The sequence below is a fragment of the Streptomyces sp. NPDC127038 genome (genome assembly GCF_042725875.1).
Classification (GTDB): Bacteria; Actinomycetota; Actinomycetes; order Streptomycetales; family Streptomycetaceae; genus Streptomyces.
On the sequence record NZ_JBHXDQ010000004.1, the window covers coordinates 164,448 to 181,890 of the forward strand.

A 17,443-nucleotide genomic window follows, 5' to 3' on the forward strand; every position below is an offset into this window, starting at 1 on the left:
CGGACACCTCCTCAGGTCCGCCCCTCCCGCTCCTGCGCGTCCTTCAGTGCCGCCGACGCGGCGGCCCACCGCGCCCGTACGACCGTGAAGCCGGCCCGCTCCGCCTCCTCGCAGACGAGTTCGTCGTCGTCGACGAGCACGCGGATCTCCCGGTCGCGGGCCAGCCGGCGAAGGACCTCAAGCTTGGTGCGGCGGGCGGGCCTGCGGTCGTCGTCGCGCCGCATCCAGATACGTCCACGGGGCAGCCCGTGCACGGCCAGCCAGTCCACGGTCGCCCGCCTGCATCGCTCGGGACGGCCGGTCAGATAGGCCACCTCGCACTCCCGCGCGCTGCTCAGCGCCAGCTCGACCCCCTCCGCGAGCGGCGGATCGTGGGGCGCCGCCGCGAAGAAGGCGTCCCAGTCCCGCGGCGCACGCTCCAGGAACCGCTGCCGGTGCGCGGTGTCCGCGAGGGTGCCGTCCAGATCGAACAGGGCCAGGGGTCTGCGGTTCCGTTCCTTCACACGGGCCAGCCTAGACAGCGGCACCGACAACGGGCGGTCCGCCGCACTCCGCCCCGGGAACACGAAGAGGCGTGGAGACGCTCAACTTCCGTCTCTTCAGGCCCTGTTCACATCAACGGCAAGCCCCTACCGTAACGTCCCGCACAGCATTCCGTACGGCATTCGGCATACCGAACAGATCAGCCGGTTCCTGACGTCCCCACGCCCCCAGGAGACACCCCCGATGTCCCCTCTGCGCAGACTTCTCGCCGGTGCGGCCGCCACGGCCGCCGCGCTCGGCGGACTCACCGCGGCCGCTCCCCCCGCCGCGGCCGCCGACTCCGGCACCTTCAGCGTCCTCACCTACAACGTCGCCGGACTGCCCGAGGGCATCTCCAGCGCGCCGACCCCCCGCCAGTCCGCGACCACGGCGATCGGCGGACTCGTCGCCCCCTACGACATCGTGCATGTCGAGGAGGACTTCAACTACCACGCGGCCCTGTACGCGGCCGACACCGCGCACGCCTACCGCACCCCCACCAGCGGAGGCGCGGGCATCGGCAGCGGCCTCAACACCCTCTCGAAGATCCCTTACGACACCGACGACTTCGAGCGGGTCGGCTGGAACTCCTGCCAGGTCGACTCCGGCGACTGCCTCACGCCCAAGGGCTTCACCTTCATGCGCGAGCGCCTCGCCGAAGGCGTCTACGTCGACTTCTACAACCTGCACACCAACGCGGGCACCAACGACGGCGATCTCGCCTCCCGCGCCGACAACCTCAGCCAGCTCACCGCGTTCATCGCCACCCACTCCGCGGGCAACGCCGTCGTCGTCATGGGCGACACCAACACCCGCTACACCCGCAGCGGCGACACCATCGCGGAGTTCGCCGCGGCCAACGGGCTGACGGACGCCTGGGTCCGGCTCGTCCGCGGCGGCAGCGCGCCGGCCAAGGGCAGCGACGCCCTCGTCTGCGACCAGAGCGGCACCACCGTGCCCGACACCTGCGAGGTCGTGGACAAGATCCTCTACCGGGGCAGCAAACTCCTCGCGCTGGACGCCACCAGCTACCACGACGAGCACACGCGGTTCCTGACCTCCGACGGCCTGATGCTCTCCGACCACGACCCGATCACCGCCTCGTTCACCTGGTCGCGCAGCAGCGACTTCCGGCTCAGCGACCAGTTCGGCGGCCCGCACGGCGACTACTTCGACGACATCGCCCGGGTGCCGGCCGGCGCCCGCGCGTCCGTCGTGTCCCTCGGCAGCGGCGCACGGGTCGACCGGATGGGGCTGACGCTGAGCGACGGCACCACGCTCACGCACGGCGGCACCGGCGGCACGGCCTCCTCGCTGACGCTCGGGAGCGGCGAGTACCTCACGTCCGCGCAGCTCTGCGAGGGCGTGAAGGACGGTCACACCCGCATCTTCTCCGCGAAGTTCACCACGAACCTCGGCCGCACCCTGGCCGGAGGGACGACGACCTCGGACTGCGTGACCCGGGCCGCGCCGGACGGATGGCAGATCGCGGGCTTCCACGGCCGCGCGGGCGACGAGGTCGACAAGATCGGCTTCGTCTACACCCGGCGCTGACCGGACGGCGGTTCCGCTCGGCAGCCGCTCAGGAGGCCTCCGACAGCCAGGGCCTGACCCTTCTGCGCGCCTCGTGCAGACGGGACTTGAGCGTGCCGAGCGGAATGCCCACGCGTTCCGCGACCTCCGCGTACTCCAGCTGGCAGATGTCGCGGTAGACCAACGGCTCGACCAGATGGGGGTGTTCCCGCTCCAGCCGCTCCAGGGCCTCCAGCAGGTCGATCCGGGAACCGGCGATGACACTCGTCGTCCGGGGATCGACGTGCTGCGCCGCGTCGATGACCTCCGGCCGCTCCGCGGCACGGCGCTTGAGCTCGCGGTACTTCTGCCGGGCGCAGTTGGCGACCACCGTGTACAACCAGGTGCTGAACCGGCTGCGTCCCTCGAACGCCGTGATCCTCCGGGCGACTTGGAGCAGCACGTCCTGGGCCGCCTCCTCCGCGTCCTCCCGGCAGGGCAGAAAGCGCCCGCACCGCCGGACGACCTCGGGCCTGACCTGCCGGAGCAGGACGTCGAGAGCCTCCCCGTCGCCGGCCGCCGCCCGCAGCGCGAGCTCCTCGGTCCTTCCCGCGTCCCCCACCCGGTGCTCCCCTCGATGCCGATCAGAGGCCAGGCATGATAGTCGTATGCACTCCCTGGAGCGGATCGGCCGCTACCGCCTCGAACGGCGCCTGGGCGCCGGTGGGTTCGGCGTGGTCTGGCTCGCCCACGACGACGTACTCGACGCCCCCGTCGCCGTCAAGGTCCTCACCGAGAACTGGGTCGACCGCCTGGACGTCCGGGAACGGTTCCTCTCCGAGGCCCGGCTGCTGCGCAAGGCCGACTCCGGCCGGGTCGTCCAGGTCTACGACATCGGTGAACTCCCAGACGGCAGGCCCTACTTCGTCATGGAGTACGCCGACGGGGGCACCCTCGCCGACCGGATCGAGGCCGGACCCCTGCCCGTCGCCGAGGCGCTGCGACTCACGGCGCTGGCCGCGCGGGGCGCCGAGGCGCTGCACACCGCCGGGATCGTGCACCGCGACATCAAGCCGTCCAACGTACTGCTGCGCACCACGCCCGACGGAGCGGACCGGGTGCTGCTGGCCGACCTCGGGCTCGCCAAGAGCCTGGCCCAGGCCTCCGGACTCACCATCGCGGCGGGCTCGGCCGGCTACACCCCGCCCGAGACGGCCCGTCCCGGCTCGGGGATCGACGCCCGCGCCGACGTGTACAGCCTGGGCGCCCTCGGCCACCACCTCGTCACGGGTTCGGTCCCGGGCCCGCCCGGCCAGGTCGAACGCCCCGACCGGCTCCGTGGCGACGTCGGGCCGGACGTGGGGCGGGCTCTGCTGCGGGCGATGGAGCCCGACCGGGAGCGGCGCTGGCCGAGCGCGGCCGCCTTCGCCTCGGAACTGGAGCGGCTGGCCGAGGAGGCGTCGGGCACGGGTGTCCCCGCGCCCCGGCGGAACCGGCGCACGGCGTTCCTCGCGCTGACGGGCGTCGCCGTGGCCTGCGCCGCCGGTGTCACCGCCGTACTGCTGACCAACGGGCCCGCCACCGGAACGATCCCGGTCGAGGACGGCACGGGCCGGATCACGGTGGACGTACCGGCCTCCTGGGGCGGGCAGTTGCGCGCCTCTGGATGGAATCCGAGGTCGCTGGGACTCGGGAACGGCACGGAACCCGGCCTCGTCGTCGCGAACCGCCTGGCGAGCTGGCCGGACCTGCGCACCGGCGTCGACGGAGCCTTCGTCGGTCTCAGCGAGCACGGGGACGTGACCGGCGAGGTCCGCGCCATCACGCACCGGGGATGCCACTACGCCGGAAGCCGCTCCTACTCCGGGGCCCGCTGGCACGGGCTGATACGGACCTGGGACGGCTGTCCCGGCCAGGAGGGCCGCCTCACCGAGGCCGCGCTGACCTCGGCCGGAGGCGGCGGGGAGCCCCAGGTGTACGTGCAGATCCGCCAGGAGGGCGGCTCCGGCGACACGGCCGAGGCGGTCATCGGCTCCGTACGCCTCAAGGCCTGATCCTGGACGGGCGGTCCCGGCGGAACCCGTACGAGATCCCGAGAACTTTTCGGTCCCCGGGCGCATCCAAGAGTAGTGACGGGGGGCGACGCACCCCGCGCATGTGCGACTCGCTCGTACGGAGAATGGCAAGGAGTGGTGACATGTCGACCTTCCCGCGCACGGTGGCGGACACGGACCGGCCCGGCACGGTGTCCGCGCACCGTCCCTCACCCGCCGCCCGGCGGGCCGCGCTGCTCGCGGGAGTCGCCCTGCTGAGCCTGCTGACCGCCTGCAACGACGGCTCCGCGCAGAGCTCTCCGAAGACCGTTCCCGGCACGGCCGGACCGGCGTCCGGCGACACGGGCACGGGCACGGGCACGAAGGGCGGTTCCACCGGGGCCGCCAGCCCGGGGACGAGCACCCCGGCGAAGAAGCCGGGCACCGGTACGGGAAGCGGCACCGCCTCGGCCCCGGCGGCGGCCGGCTCGGCGGGTGCCGGCCGCACCACGCGCTGTCACACCTCGGAGCTGCGCGCCTCCGTCGGCCGCAACGACCCGGGCGCCGGACAGGAGAACTTCCCGCTCGTCCTGACCAACAGGTCCGGGCACACCTGCACCGTGCGCGGCTACCCCGGCGCGGCCTTCGTCGACGCCTCGGGCAAGCAGCTCGGACCCGACCCCCAGCGGTCCCCCGGCACGCCGACGACGATCGTGCTCGCGCCCGGGCACAGCGCCTGGTCGGGCCTGACCTTCTCCAACCCGTCGATCAGCGGGGCGAACACGGCGACCCCGGCCTCCCTGATCGTCACCCCGCCCGACGAGCTGGACCCGCTCAAGGTGACCTGGACCCAGGGCGAGGTGCCGGTGTCCGGCAACGCCTCCTCGGTCCGCCTGACCGTCCTCAGCCCCGGAACCGCCCCCTGACCGGACGCCCGTGACGGCACCCGGGCACCCGGCGGTCCGCGACTGCCGGGGTGTTCTCCCGCCCACCACCCGCCCCGCGGGTGGTGGGTTTGTCAAAGAACCGCAAAGCATCCCGTTTCGCGCGACCCTTTCCACGATTCCGCGCATCCCACCGTTTGACGCACCCCGCGAGCGGGGCGTCGCACGGACGGCGGTGCCGGCCCCCTGACCCCGGGCCGGCACCCAGAGCAATCGGGGGATGAATCATGAGCGGTGTCTCACGCAGGCGGCTGCTGGCCGCGACGGCGTCGGCGGGCGCGTTGGGGGCCCTGTCGGCCTGCTCGGCGCGTGACTGGTCCGTGGGAAGCGGTGGCGGCGCCCCGGCGAAGCCCCCGAAGGCCAGGCCGATCGGTGACGGTTCCACGGCGGACACCGGCGTCCAGCCGAAGCAGCCGAAGGCGGAGCGGCTGAAGCCGGGGGAACGGCCGCCGCAGTTCGTCGTCTTCTCCTGGGACGGCGCGGGCGAACTGAGCAACAAGCTGTTCTCCCGTTTCCGCAAGGTCGCCGCCGACCACGGGGCGTCGATGACGTTCTTCCTCAGCGGCATCTACGCCCTGCCGGAGTCGAAGAAGAACCTGTACCACCCGCCGCAGCACGCCGTCGGCGCCTCCGCCATCGGCTACCTCGCCGACCGGCACATCCACGCCACGCTCCAGCAGATACGCGCGGCCTGGCTGGAGGGCCACGAGATCGGCACCCACTTCAACGGTCACTTCTGCGGCCCGGAAGGGGTCCGCCGCTGGTCGCCCGCCGAGTGGCGCAGCGAGATAGAGCAGGCCAAGTCCTTCGTGAAGGAGTGGCGGACCAACACCGGGTTCACCGACCTGGAGCCGCTGCCGTTCGACTACGACAAGGAGCTGACCGGCGGCCGCACCCCCTGTCTGGAGGGGCAGTCGAATCTGCTGCCGACGGCCGCCGCCCTGGGCTGGAAGTACGACGCGAGCTCGCCCGGCGGACTCCAGATGTGGCCGTCCAAGGTGCAGGGCGGCAAGCTCTGGGACTTCCCGCTCCAGTCCATCCCCTTCCCCGGCCACTCCTTCCAGGTCCTGTCGATGGACTACAACCTGATGGCCAACCAGTCGCACGCCAACCCGCTCGGCGACCGCGCGCAGTACGACACCTGGCGGGCGCAGGCCCGTGACAGCTACCTCGCGGGATTCCGGCGCGCCTACGAGAGCAACCGGGCCCCGTTCTTCATCGGCAACCACTTCGAGCGCTGGAACGGCGGCATCTACATGGACGCCGTCGAGGAGGCCCTCTCGCGGATGGCGGGCCACGAGGAGGTCAGGATGGTCTCGTTCCGCCAGCTCGTGCAGTGGCTGGAGGTCCAGGACCCCGCGGTCCTGCGGAAGTTGCGCACCCTCACGCCGGGGCAGTCGCCGCTCGGCGGCTGGGCCGAGTTCCTGGGCGCGGCGGGCACGGCGGGTTCCGCCCCGTCGTCCTCCGGCAGCGCGGCCTCCTGACGGCCCGGGGTCAGGGGGCCGCCCGAGACCGTGACGTCACCGGCGGCCGCCCTGACCTCCTCCGCCGCCGAACGATCCGTAGCCGCCGGACGCGGAGCCCGTGCCGTAACGGCCGTCCCTGGTCCAACTGTCGGCCCCGTCACCGGAACAGAAGGAGGGCGCCGAGGCGCAGAGGCCGTCGGACGGCTGCGCGGACGGGGTGGCGGGGCCGGGAGACGCGGTGGGTGTCCGCGGGGCGGCGGGCGACGGGGGTGCCGTCGAAGGCGCCGTGGTGGAGCGGCCCTTGGCGTCACCGGTGGTGGAGTCCCAGTTGACGACCTCCAGTTGGAGCGAGGGAGAGGAGGTGTCGAGGGTCCAGTGCTGGACCGGCTCGTCGTCGCGGAGCTTGAGGACGAGCGCCGACTCCCCCGTGGACGAGGCGGGGGACAGCGCCAGGTCCTGGTTCCAGCGCGGCACGAGCATGCCCTGGAGGGTGAAGTCGTAGCGGACGTTCCTGGTGGCCGGCTGCGACGGGCCCGTACAGCCGGCCAGTTGGACGGAGTAGCCCAGGTGCGAGTCGAGACACAGGCTCGGGTGGTCCGCCGCGCGCAGCAGCCCGTCGGCCGCGTACGACCACTGGGTCGCCGAGTCCGAGGAGCAGGGGACGAGCCGGGCCTCTGCACCGCTCGCGGGCGCCGTTCCGGCGAAGCCGACGCACAGCCCGGTCGCGGCGTTGCGCAGCCGGCCGCGTACGGTGCCGTCCTTCTTCTCGCCGGCGCTGGCCCAGGAGGGGTTCGTGCCGCGGCTCGGCCCGGCGGTGGCGTGGCCGCCGTCGGTCGTGCCGTGCGGGTCGTGCGAGCCGCCGTCCGACGTCCACAGCACCAGCGGGACCGTGATCAGCGCGCCGAGGGTGAGCACGGCGGCGGCCACGTTGCGGCGTCCCGGAGCGCGCCGGGACGCCTTGCGCCCGGCGGCCCTGCGGGAGGCACGCGTTCCGGCGCCGGGGCGGGCCGCGCCCCGGCGGCGGGCCGGGGCGTCCTCCTCCGCGGGGCCCGCCTCCCCCTCGGACGGGACGACGGGCCGGCGTACGGTCGCGTCGAAGTCCGTGGCCGGGGCGCCCGCGTACCGGGGATCGTCCGGCGCGGTGCGCGGGGACAGGCCGGGTGGGCGTACGTCGTCCGTCCCTGGCAGGAACTCGACGATGCGGGCGGTCCCTTCGGCCGGGCCGGCCCCCGTGACCCCGTCGTCGAAGGCGGGATCACCCCCCGGACCCGTCACGTCTCCACCGAACGCCGGACCGCCCCCGGCACCCGCCACACCGTCGGCGAACGCCCAACCACCCCCGGCACCGGTCGCACCCCCGGCGAACGCCGGACCGCCCTCGGCACCCAACACGCCTCCGGCGAACGCCGGACCACCCCCGGCACCCGTCACGCCTCCGGCGAACATCGGACCGCCGCCCGCGCTCCTCACGCCGGTGGCGAACGCCTGACCACCCCCCGCACCCATGGCTCTCCCGGCCGAGGCGGCCGGGCCGTCACCCGTGTCCGTCCGTCCGTCGGCGTGGGCCACGCCCCGCTCCGCCCCGTCGCCCTCCGGCTGCCGGGCCGGCTCCTCGGCGGCCGCGGCCCGCGCCCGCCGGGAGGCCACGTAGGCGTGGGCGCCCCAGCCGAGCACCGCCTCGGCGAGCGGGACGGCGAGTTCGCCGTTGAACGCGCTCAACTGGTCGGCCGCGTAGCGGCAGTGGCCGCACTCGTCCATGTGGGCGCGCAGATCGGGGTCGAGGCCGAGGCCGCCGCGCCGGAAGGAGACGTCGAGCATGCGGTGGTAGCGGCGGCACTCCTGGCTGGGGGCCAGCTCGTGGTGGATCTCCAGACAGCCCTGGCGCAGCCGTTCCCTGGCCCGCTCCAGCTCGGTCACCGCGTCCTCGGGGAAGATCCCCAGCAGGGCGGCGGGGACCTCGGGGCGTTCGGCCTCGACCTCGGTGTGCCAGAGCAGACAGCGGACGGGTTCGGGCAGCCGCTGGAACGCGCGCGAGATCAGCCGCCTGCCCTCCGGCGGCAGCAGCCGCGCGGGCGCCAGGTCCCGGCCGTCCTCCAGCACGGCCCCGGCGAGCAGCTCGGGACGGAGCAGATCGCGCCGCGTGTCCCTGAGCCACTCGGCCGCTATGCGCCGGACGGTGACGAGGAGCTGGGGGCGCCAGGCGGCACTCGGGCCGCCCTGGTGCAGCGATTCCCCGAAGATCCGCGTGAATGACGCGGTGGTGAGCATTCCGGCGGGGCGTACGCCGCCGGTGCACAGCCGCGCGTAAGAGAACACCGCCTCCCAGTGGCGGTCCAGGAGTTCTCCGACGGGATAGTTCGCGGTCGCGCCTCCCTGCCTCTTCAGCTCGGCCGCGAGCCGTTCATCCGACACCTCGAACAAGCGGTCGGGGTCAGACGAATGAGACAGCGTTCCGTCATTCACGTCCGCTTTCCTTCCAAAGGCAGCGCGGCAATTAGTCCATACCAAGCGGTATGGAGACCGCCCGTCAGAACCGGGCGGTCCGCCCATGCGGGGTGACGTCGCGAACGATCACCCCTGGCGGCCTTTTCGGGCAAGGGGAGGCGGGCGCGCCGCACGCATGCAGAACGAGGTCACAATTGTCTGCACGCCGACAACGCCCACCTTTGCACAGGGCGACGAGCCGGAACAAGCGATCCCGGATTTTCGGTTAATGCGGCACCGCCGGGAATATTGACCAAATGTCAGCGGGGCCGCTCCTAAAGAAATTCGGAAACGGGGCGGCCCGACCTTCCGTCCCGAAGTCTCCACAATGGGAGCGCTCTCACGCGCTCATCCGAGCGCCATTCCGCACGTAATTCCCGCCGGTGCCGGGGCCGGACGTGCGCGTCAGTGGCCGCTGATCGCGCGGGGCGTGTACGGCCCTTCCAGTTCCTCGGTCTCCTTGTCTGAGAGCTCCAGGTCGAGCGCGGCCACCGCGTCCTCGATGTGTCCCGCCCTGGTGGCGCCGACGATGGGCGCGGTCACCCCGTCGCGCCGCAGCAGCCAGGCGAGCGCCACCCGGGCACGCGGCACCCCGCGCTCGGCGGCGATGCGCCCGACCGCGTCGACGATCTCGCGGTCGCCCTCCTGGTACAGCTTGCGGCCGAACTCGTCGCCGCGGCTGCGCTCGGTGGACGTGTCCCAGTCGCGGGTGAGCCTGCCGCGGGCGAGCGGGCTCCACGGCAGGACGCCGACGCCCTGGTCGGCGCACAGCGGCAGCATCTCGCGCTCCTCCTCGCGGTAGAGGAGGTTGTAGTGGTTCTGCATGGCCACGAACCGGGTCCAGCCGTGCAGCACGGCCGTGTACTGGGCCTTGGAGAACTCCCACGCGTACATCGAACTCGCCCCGAGATAACGGACCTTGCCCGCCTTCACCACGTCGTGCAGCGCCTCCATCGTCTCCTCGACGGGGGTGCGGTGGTCGAACCGGTGGATCTGGTAGAGGTCGATGTAGTCCGTGCCGAGGCGGCGCAGGCTGTTGTCGATCTCCGTCATGATCGCCTTGCGGGACAGGCCGCGGCCGTTGGGGCCCTCGTGCATCGCGCCGTTGACCTTGCTGGCGATGACGATCTCGTCGCGGCGCGCGAACGCTCCGAGCGCCCTCCCGACGATCTCCTCGCTGGTGCCGTCCGAGTACACGTTGGCCGTGTCGAAGAAGGTGATCCCGGACTCCAGGGCCTGGCGGATCAGGGGGCGCGAGGCCTCCTCGTCGAGGGTCCACGCGTGGACGCCCCGGTCGGGCAGACCGAAACTCATGCAGCCCAGGCAGATCCGGGAGACGTCCAGACCCGTCGAACCGAGCTTCACATACCGCATGCTCACTCCTGCTCTCGCTGCCGGTGGGGTGGGGCGGGGAGATCCGAGGACACATCCCTGCCCGCCCCGGAGGCCCGCCAGCCCTGCTCCACCGGCGCTTCCACGTCGTCGTACACCCGCGCCGACGCGATCAGGCCATCGCCGCCCCGGGCGCAGACCGCGAGGCCCGGCTGGGGCGGCAGCCCGGCGGCGCCCCAGCGGTCGAGGACGTACTCGAACGCGCTGCGGGTGCCGTCCTCGGTCAGGCTGCACAGCGAGAGCGGGATGCCCCCGCCCATCGAGAAGAGGGCGTCGTGGAGCTCGGTCAGCTCCCCGGTCCCGGTGCGCAGGTCCAGGTCGGAGACCGGTCCGCGACGGCTCCCGTCCGGGGCGAAGGCGGCGACGGCGGCCGCCGTGTCCCCCGCCCCCAGAGCGTCCAGATAGGCGCCCACGACGTCGGCGGCATGGGCCGACGGGTCCGGCCGCACCATGGGACGGCGCACCACATGGCGGCCGAGCAACGGCAGACGGGAGTGGTGGATCCGCACCGGCAGCGCGGAGGCGAGGTCCACGACGGCCGCCACGGGCAGCCCGACCCGTCCGCCGTCCTCGCCCTCCAGGCGCACCACCCATTCGCCCACGGCCCGTCCCCCGCCGAACGTCGTGGCGACCTCCTCGATCTCCGCCTTCCGTTCCGCCCGCCAGGTGTCCTGCACGGCCAGCCAGGCCTCCAGCACGCCGACACCGCTGATCCGGCCGGCCTCGGGGTCGTCGAGGGCGACGGGTACGGTGGCCGTCGCCGGGTCGCGCAGGGCGTCGGCGAGCTCGGCGGCGCCTAGCCGTTCGACGAGGTCGGGGATCTGCGGGATCCAGACCATGGGGGCTCCTGGGCCGTGCGGAGTGGTCGACTTCGATCGTGTGCCCGCACCGGCCCCGGCGCGACCCCAGCGGACGGGGGCCACGGCTCCCGCGGGCGCGCACGGGTCCCGGACCCCGGTCGCCGTACCCCGCCCGAGCGCTCTGTCCGAATCCCGCCGGACGGAAGGCCGCGCGGGGCGCACTGTTGAGGGTGAACACGCCGCAGGAACTCGGAAAGGACCGGACCGATGACGGTCTACACGACCATGGACAGCCCGCTCGGCCGACTGCTGCTGGTGGGTGAGGAGTCCGCGACGGCCAGGGGAGGCACCGCGCTCGCGGCGCTGTCCGTGCCTGACCAGAAGCGCGGCGCGGTCGTCCAGGACGGCTGGCACGAGGACGCGGACGCCTTCCGGGAGATCACCGCCCAGCTGAGCTCGTACTTCGCCGGCCGGCTGACCGACTTCGACATCGAGTACGTGAGGAGCGGCAGCGACTTCCAGCGGCGTGTCTGGAAGGCCCTGGAGACCATCCCGTACGGCACCACCGTCAGCTACGGGGAGGTCGCCGCGCGGATCGGCGCGTCCAGGGCGGCGGTCCGTGCCGTCGGTACGGCGATCGGGGCGAACCCGCTGCTGATCGTCCGCCCGTGCCACCGGGTGATCGGCGCGAGCGGGGCGCTCACCGGCTACGCCGGGGGCCTGGAGCGCAAGCGACAGCTCCTGGACCTGGAACACGTGCCGTCATGACGGCACGGGGCCCGTCCGCGCCCGTCGCCCCCGCGCCCGGCCTGCCGGTCCGGCCGCTCGCCCCCGCGCCCGGCCGGACCGGTCTCGCGGGCGCGCCCCGCTCCTCCGGGCGGCGGGACCGGGCCCGGCCTGGAATCGTGGGGGCTGTCCCCCGCCCCGCCGACGGCAGGGCCGCGGCCCCACCGGCACGCGGCGCCGGCCGCCCCCAGGAGTCCCGCCGATGCCCAGCCCCGACAGCCGCCCCCACGACTCCCACGTCCGCGTCCGCGGTGCGCGGGAGCACAATCTGCGGGGTGCGGACGTCGACATCCCGCGGGACCTCCTCGTGGTGTTCACCGGTGTGTCGGGGTCCGGGAAGTCGTCGCTGGCCTTCGGCACGATCTACGCGGAGGCGCAGCGGAGGTACTTCGAGTCGGTCGCCCCGTACGCCCGGCGGCTGATCCACCAGGTGGGGGCGCCGAAGGTCGGGGAGATCACCGGGCTGCCGCCCGCGGTCTCCCTCCAGCAGCGCAGATCGGCGCCCACCTCACGGTCCTCCGTGGGCACGGTCACCAATCTGTCCAACTCGCTGCGCATGCTCTTCTCGCGCGCGGGCCGCTATCCGGAGGGCGCCGAACGGCTCGACTCGGACGCGTTCTCCCCCAATACGGCGGCCGGGGCGTGCCCCGCCTGCCACGGCCTGGGCCTGGTGCACCGGACGACCGAGGAGCTGCTGGTCCCCGATCCCTCGCTGTCGGTCCGCGAGGGCGCGATCGCCGCCTGGCCGGGGGCCTGGCAGGGCAAGAACCTGCGGGACGTCCTCGCCGCTCTCGGCCACGACGTGGACCGGCCCTGGCGCGACCTGCCCGCCGAGGAGCGGGAGTGGATCCTGTTCACGGACGAGCAGCCGGTGGTCACCGTGCATCCGGTGCGCGAGGCCGACCGGATCCAACGCCCTTACCAGGGCACGTACATGAGCGCCCGGCGCTATGTCATGAAGACGTTCGCGGACACCAAGAGCGCCACCCTGCGGGCCAAGGCCGAGCGTTTCCTCGTCGCCGCGCCCTGTGCGGCGTGCGGCGGCAGCAGACTGCGGCCCGAGGCGCTGGCGGTGACGTTCGCGGGGCGCGACATCGCCCAGTGGGCCGCGCTGCCGCTGATCGAGCTCGTGAAGTCCCTCACCGGTGGCCCCGAGACCTCCGAGAGCGCCCGCGTCCTGACCGAGGACCTCTCCTCCCGTATCGCGCCCGTCGTGGAGCTCGGCCTCGGCTACCTCAGCCTCGACCGGGCCACCCCCACGCTGTCGGCGGGCGAGCTCCAGCGGCTGCGGCTGGCCACGCAGTTGCGCTCCGGACTGTTCGGGGTGGTGTACGTCCTCGACGAGCCGTCCGCGGGCCTGCACCCGGCGGACACGGAGGCGCTGCTCACCGTGCTGGAGCGACTGAAGGCGGCAGGCAACTCGGTGTTCGTGGTGGAGCACCACTTCGACGTCGTGCGCGGTGCCGACTGGCTGGTGGACGTGGGCCCGGGGGCCGGGGAGCACGGCGGGCGGGTCCTGCACAGCGGGCCGGTCGCCGCGTTGGAGGGCGTACGGGAGTCCGTGACGGCACGCTTCCTCTTCGACCGCTCCCCCGCACCGGAACGCGCGGTGCGCCGGCCCCGGGGGCAGGTGTCGGTCGGCCCGGTGACCCGGCACAATCTGCGCGGGGTCACCGTCGAGTTCCCGCTCGGTGTGTTCACCGCCGTCACCGGGGTCTCGGGTTCCGGGAAGTCCACGCTGATCGGCGAGGTGACGGGGGAACTGGCGGGCGTCGGACGGCTGGTCGGCGTCGACCAGAAGCCCATCGGCCGCACGCCCCGGTCCAACCTGGCCACCTACACCGGGCTGTTCGACGTCGTGCGCAAGGTGTTCGCGGCGACGAAGGAGGCCGGGGCGCGCGGTTACGGTGTGGGACGGTTCTCCTTCAACGTGCCCGGAGGGCGCTGCGAGACCTGCCAGGGCGAGGGCTTCGTCAGTGTCGAGCTGCTGTTCCTGCCCAGCACGTACGCCCCGTGCCCGGACTGCGACGGCGCTCGGTACAACCCCGAGACCCTCGAAGTGACGTACAGGGGACGGAACATCGCGGAGATCCTGGATCTCACGGTGGAGGCGGCGGCCCGGTTCTTCGCCGACGCGGACACCCCGGCCGTCACGCGCAGTCTCGGCACCCTGCTCGACGTGGGTCTCGGCTATCTGCGGCTCGGGCAGCCCGCGACGGAGCTGTCGGGCGGCGAGGCCCAGCGCATCAAGCTGGCGAGCGAGTTGCAGCGGGTCCGGCGGGGGCACACCTTCTATCTCCTCGACGAGCCGACCACGGGACTGCATCCGGCCGATGTCGAGGTGCTGATGCGGCAGTTGCACGGCCTCGTGGACGCCGGCCACACCGTCGTGGTCGTGGAGCACGACATGACGGTGGTGGCGGGCGCCGACTGGGTGATCGACCTCGGGCCCGGCGGGGGTGACGAGGGCGGCCGGATCGTGGCCTGCGGGCCGCCCGGGGAAGTGGCCCGGGCGGCGGGCCGGACGGCGCCCTACCTCGCCCGGGCACTCGCGGGCCGTCGCTAGCGCCCGTAGCCGGGACCGTGCCCCCGGTCCGTGTGGCAAGCGTCATATACCCCTCGACACAAGGAAGTCGGGGCGACAGCATGGTGCTGCGCCGAGGGCCGGGGCGGGGGGAGCGAGTCGGTGAGCACGGGGTTCGAGAGACTGCCACGCGAGTACCGGATGAGCCGGTCGAGGATGGTGACGGTCCTCACGGTGCTCGTCACCGCGAACCTGGGCCTGGCCAAGGGCCTGCTCGAACTCGACGGTCTGCCCACCTCGTTCACGTACCCCTTCCTCGTCGCGTGGGCGGGGCTGATGGGCTGGATCTTCTACACCACCCTGCGCTCCTCCACCACGGCGGACCTCGAAGCCATCCACGTGCACGGCGTGTTCAAGCAGCGGCGACTCGCCTGGGAGGACATCCAGGACATCAGGGCCGAGGGGAACCCGGTCGCGGCCAGGAGGGAGCACGCGCCGAAGGTGCTGGTGTACGCCTACGGGCGGGACGGCCGCAGGATGCTGCTGCCCTTCCTCGACAACCTGCACGTGAACGTCGGGCGCGAGGTCGGGGCACTGCTGGAGGCGTGGGAGGAACTCCGGGGCGACGACTGGGCGCCGAGCCCCGAGGCCGCCGTCCGCATCGACCGGCGCGACACCCTGCGGCGCGCGCTGCTCAGCGGGGTCTCCACCGCCCTGCTGGCCTTCATCCCGCTGACCGTGCTGATGCTGCTGCCTCTCTTCGTGGACCTGCCCGGATGGCTGGCGCCGGTGCTGCGGCCGCTCGTGGTCGTCGTGGCCGGCCCTCCTCTGGTCTTCGCGGTGGCCGCGACCGCCTCCTACCGCAAGGAGACGCGCGACCGCTGAGGGACGCCGGGGCGCGCGGCTCAGCGGCGGCCGGCGGGCCGGGGTCTCCTCCGTACCCCGCACGCGTCACCGGAGGTGCCCGGCGGCCGGCGGTCCCGGGTCTCCCCCGTACCCCTGCGCCGCCTTCGCCAGCGCCCGGCGGTCGGGGTGGCCGCCCGCGGCGAGCGGGGGCCGCAGACTCACCTCGGCCACCAGGCCGCGCGCCGACACCACCCGCCACAGCGAGGCGAGCAGCGAGTCCTCGCCGACGAACGCGGGCGCGGTGCTCGTGCCGCCGTCCTCGGACCGGTACCGGATACGCACCGGCTGGACCGGCACTCCGGCGTCCAGGGCGGCCTGGAAGAGGGCCCTGCGGTAGCGGCCCCCGGCCCGGCCGCACCAGGTGCTGCCCTCGGGGAACGCGGCGACGGCCGAGCCGCCGCGCAGGGTGTCGGCGATCTCCCGCACCGTGCCGGGCAGGGCGCGCAGCCGGTCGCGGTCGATGAACAGCGTGCCGCCGCGGGCCGCCAGCGCGCCCATCACGGGCCAGCCGCGCACCTCGGCCTTGGCGACCATCCGCGCGGGGCGGACGGCGGCGAGCAGCGGGATGTCCAGCCACGAGATGTGGTTGGACACGATCAGGACTCCGCCGGTGGGCCGCACTGCTCCGGTGATCCTCGTCCGGATCCCGGCCGTGTGCACCACGGCCAGGCACCAGCGGCGGATCCAGCGCTGCCGGGGGCGGGCCCGCAGCCGCGCGGCGAGCGGGAGCAGCGCGACCCCGAGGAGGACCACGGCCAGCAGCGCCGCCAGCCGCAGGACGGCCCGGGGCACGCCCGTCCGGGGCCGCACGGACTCCACGCAGCCGCGCGGCGAGCAGGGTGCGGTGGGCAGCCAGGCACTGTCCGTCCGAACCGGCCCGGCACCGGACCGCCGGGGCGGTACGGGGGCGGCGGGCCGCCGGGTCCGTACGGAGCCGCCGAGGGGCCCGCGGGGCGAAGGAACGGCGTCGACCGGCTCGCCGGGCGAGAGCACGGCCCCGGCGGGGCCGTGGGGCGAACAAACGGCCTCGACCGGCCCGCCGGGTGAAGAGACGGGCCCGGCGGGCTCGCAGGGTGAAGCGACGGACTCGACCGGCCCACCGGGCGAGGGGACGGACTCGACCGGCCCCCGGGGGGAGGGGACGGCGTCGGCCGGTGGCGTCGGTCCCGGTCGTCCGGGGGGCCGGGGGCGGCCGGGAGCGGCGGGGCGCACCGCTCCGGTGCGGGGCGTGGTCATCAGGCGGGGACGAGCGAGAGGAAGTGCCGCAGATAGCGCGGGTTGACCCGGCGCATCGACAGCAGCACGTACAGGTCGGCGACCCCGAAGTCGGTGTCGTGCGCGGGCTCGCCGCACACCCAGGCGCCGAGGCGGAGGTAGCCGCGCAGCAGCGGGGGCAGTTCGGTGCGGGCGGGGCGGGCGACGCCCTCGGGGCTCCAGGGCAGCAGCGGGCGGACGCGGAACTCCTCGGGGGCCAGGTGCTTGTCCCGCACCCGGTCCCAGGTGCCCGCGGCGAGGGTGCCGCCGTCGGCGAGGGGTACGGAGCAGCAGCCGGCGAGCCATTCGTGGCCGCCGTCGACCATGTAGCGGGCGATCCCGGCCCAGATCAGGCCGATGACGGCGCCGTCGCGGTGGTCGGGGTGGACGCAGGAGCGGCCGACCTCGACCAGTCCGGGGCGTATGGGGGCCAGCGGTCCGAGGTCGAACTCGCTCTCCGAGTAGAGGCGTCCGGCGACGGCGGCGCGCTCGGGCGGCAGCAGCCGGTAGGTGCCGACGACCTGGCCGCTCTCCGTGTCACGGACCAGCAGGTGGTCGCAGTAGGCGTCGAAGGGGTCGATGTCGAGACCGGGTTCCGGGGTGGTGAGGAGGGCGCCCATCTCCCCGGCGAAGACGTCGTGGCGCAGTCGCTGCGCGGCCCGGACGTCGGCCTCGTCGCGGGCCAGGGTGACGGTGTAGCGGGTGGGGGCGACGGGCTCGGCGGGGCTGTCGAGGGTGGAAACGCCGGTCATGGCACTCTCCTGGTCACGGGCCGGTTCGGCGACGGGGGTACCCCTCGCTCCAGGGGGCCGGGAGCTCG

14 protein-coding genes are annotated in these 17,443 nt (G+C 73.7%); 7 read left to right on the top strand and 7 right to left on the bottom strand.

The annotated features are described in order from the left end of the window. Positions 1-11 precede the first annotated feature (11 nt). The gene (locus tag ACFWI4_RS04805; RefSeq protein WP_387191022.1) at positions 12-503 is read right to left on the bottom strand and encodes a hypothetical protein; all 492 of its coding nucleotides are present in this window, start codon (positions 501-503) and stop codon (positions 12-14) included. 232 nt (positions 504-735) lie between these two features. On the opposite strand from ACFWI4_RS04805, the gene ACFWI4_RS04810 reads away from it, so the two are divergent. Beyond that, on the top strand, positions 736-2,076 hold the full coding sequence (locus tag ACFWI4_RS04810) for a jacalin-like lectin (RefSeq protein ID WP_387191188.1): 1,341 nt from the start codon (positions 736-738) through the stop codon (positions 2,074-2,076). Between the two features lie 28 nt (positions 2,077-2,104). Here the strand turns inward: ACFWI4_RS04810 and ACFWI4_RS04815 are convergent, their stop codons facing one another. After that, entirely contained in the window at positions 2,105-2,656 is a 552-nt protein-coding gene (locus ACFWI4_RS04815; protein ID WP_387191024.1) for an RNA polymerase sigma factor, read from the bottom strand. Between the two features lie 46 nt (positions 2,657-2,702). Here ACFWI4_RS04815 and ACFWI4_RS04820 point away from each other — a divergent pair, with 46 nt between their 5' ends. The 3 genes from ACFWI4_RS04820 (at position 2,703) to ACFWI4_RS04830 (ending at position 6,495) form a co-directional block, all read left to right on the top strand. After that, positions 2,703-4,088 carry a serine/threonine-protein kinase gene (locus tag ACFWI4_RS04820; protein ID WP_387191026.1) on the top strand — a complete coding sequence of 462 codons (1,386 nt, stop codon included), beginning with the start codon at positions 2,703-2,705 and terminating at the stop codon, positions 4,086-4,088. A gap of 143 nt (positions 4,089-4,231) precedes the next feature. Continuing rightward, positions 4,232-4,993 (top strand): DUF4232 domain-containing protein, encoded by a 762-nt coding sequence (locus ACFWI4_RS04825; protein WP_387191028.1) that lies wholly within the window; start codon positions 4,232-4,234, stop codon positions 4,991-4,993. A gap of 245 nt (positions 4,994-5,238) precedes the next feature. Beyond that, positions 5,239-6,495, top strand: coding sequence for a hypothetical protein (locus tag ACFWI4_RS04830; protein WP_387191030.1), 1,257 nt, complete (start codon positions 5,239-5,241; stop codon positions 6,493-6,495). A 36-nt stretch (positions 6,496-6,531) separates the two neighbouring features. Here the strand turns inward: ACFWI4_RS04830 and ACFWI4_RS04835 are convergent, their stop codons facing one another. The 3 genes from ACFWI4_RS04835 to ACFWI4_RS04845 all read right to left on the bottom strand — a co-directional run bounded on the left by ACFWI4_RS04835 (position 6,532) and on the right by ACFWI4_RS04845 (position 11,192). Further along, positions 6,532-8,889 (bottom strand): ricin-type beta-trefoil lectin domain protein, encoded by a 2,358-nt coding sequence (locus tag ACFWI4_RS04835; protein WP_387191190.1) that lies wholly within the window; start codon positions 8,887-8,889, stop codon positions 6,532-6,534. 477 nt (positions 8,890-9,366) lie between these two features. Further along, positions 9,367-10,335, bottom strand: a complete 969-nt coding sequence (locus tag ACFWI4_RS04840; protein ID WP_387191032.1) for an aldo/keto reductase — start codon at positions 10,333-10,335, stop codon at positions 9,367-9,369. Positions 10,336-10,337: 2 nt separating this feature from the next. After that, positions 10,338-11,192, bottom strand: a complete 855-nt coding sequence (locus tag ACFWI4_RS04845) for a hypothetical protein (protein ID WP_387191034.1) — start codon at positions 11,190-11,192, stop codon at positions 10,338-10,340. Positions 11,193-11,420: 228 nt separating this feature from the next. On the opposite strand from ACFWI4_RS04845, the gene ACFWI4_RS04850 reads away from it, so the two are divergent. From ACFWI4_RS04850 to ACFWI4_RS04860, 3 genes are all read left to right on the top strand, one after another. After that, a complete protein-coding gene (locus tag ACFWI4_RS04850; protein ID WP_387191036.1) occupies positions 11,421-11,921 on the top strand; it encodes a methylated-DNA--[protein]-cysteine S-methyltransferase in 501 nt (166 codons plus the stop codon). A gap of 220 nt (positions 11,922-12,141) precedes the next feature. After that, a complete protein-coding gene (locus ACFWI4_RS04855; protein ID WP_387191038.1) occupies positions 12,142-14,505 on the top strand; it encodes an ABC transporter in 2,364 nt (787 codons plus the stop codon). A 120-nt stretch (positions 14,506-14,625) separates the two neighbouring features. Beyond that, entirely contained in the window at positions 14,626-15,348 is a 723-nt protein-coding gene (locus tag ACFWI4_RS04860) for a PH domain-containing protein (protein ID WP_387191040.1), read from the top strand. A 66-nt stretch (positions 15,349-15,414) separates the two neighbouring features. Here ACFWI4_RS04860 and ACFWI4_RS04865 read toward each other — a convergent pair whose 3' ends face one another. Beyond that, positions 15,415-16,179 (bottom strand): lysophospholipid acyltransferase family protein, encoded by a 765-nt coding sequence (locus tag ACFWI4_RS04865; protein ID WP_387191042.1) that lies wholly within the window; start codon positions 16,177-16,179, stop codon positions 15,415-15,417. Positions 16,180-16,604: 425 nt separating this feature from the next. Beyond that, a complete protein-coding gene (locus ACFWI4_RS04870; RefSeq protein WP_387191044.1) occupies positions 16,605-17,375 on the bottom strand; it encodes a GNAT family N-acetyltransferase in 771 nt (256 codons plus the stop codon). Between the last annotated feature and the right edge of the window lie 68 nt (positions 17,376-17,443).

Excerpts from the sequence above, each read along its gene's own strand:
- ACFWI4_RS04820 (WP_387191026.1), top strand. The coding sequence starts at position 2,703 with ATGCACTCCCTGGAGCGGATCGGCCGCTACCGCCTCGAACGGCGCCTG.
- ACFWI4_RS04825 (WP_387191028.1), top strand. The coding sequence starts at position 4,232 with ATGTCGACCTTCCCGCGCACGGTGGCGGACACGGACCGGCCCGGCACG.
- ACFWI4_RS04830 (WP_387191030.1), top strand. The coding sequence starts at position 5,239 with ATGAGCGGTGTCTCACGCAGGCGGCTGCTGGCCGCGACGGCGTCGGCG.
- ACFWI4_RS04840 (WP_387191032.1), bottom strand. The coding sequence starts at position 10,335 with ATGCGGTATGTGAAGCTCGGTTCGACGGGTCTGGACGTCTCCCGGATC.
- ACFWI4_RS04845 (WP_387191034.1), bottom strand. The coding sequence starts at position 11,192 with ATGGTCTGGATCCCGCAGATCCCCGACCTCGTCGAACGGCTAGGCGCC.
- ACFWI4_RS04850 (WP_387191036.1), top strand. The coding sequence starts at position 11,421 with ATGACGGTCTACACGACCATGGACAGCCCGCTCGGCCGACTGCTGCTG.
- ACFWI4_RS04855 (WP_387191038.1), top strand. The coding sequence starts at position 12,142 with ATGCCCAGCCCCGACAGCCGCCCCCACGACTCCCACGTCCGCGTCCGC.
- ACFWI4_RS04870 (WP_387191044.1), bottom strand. The coding sequence starts at position 17,375 with ATGACCGGCGTTTCCACCCTCGACAGCCCCGCCGAGCCCGTCGCCCCC.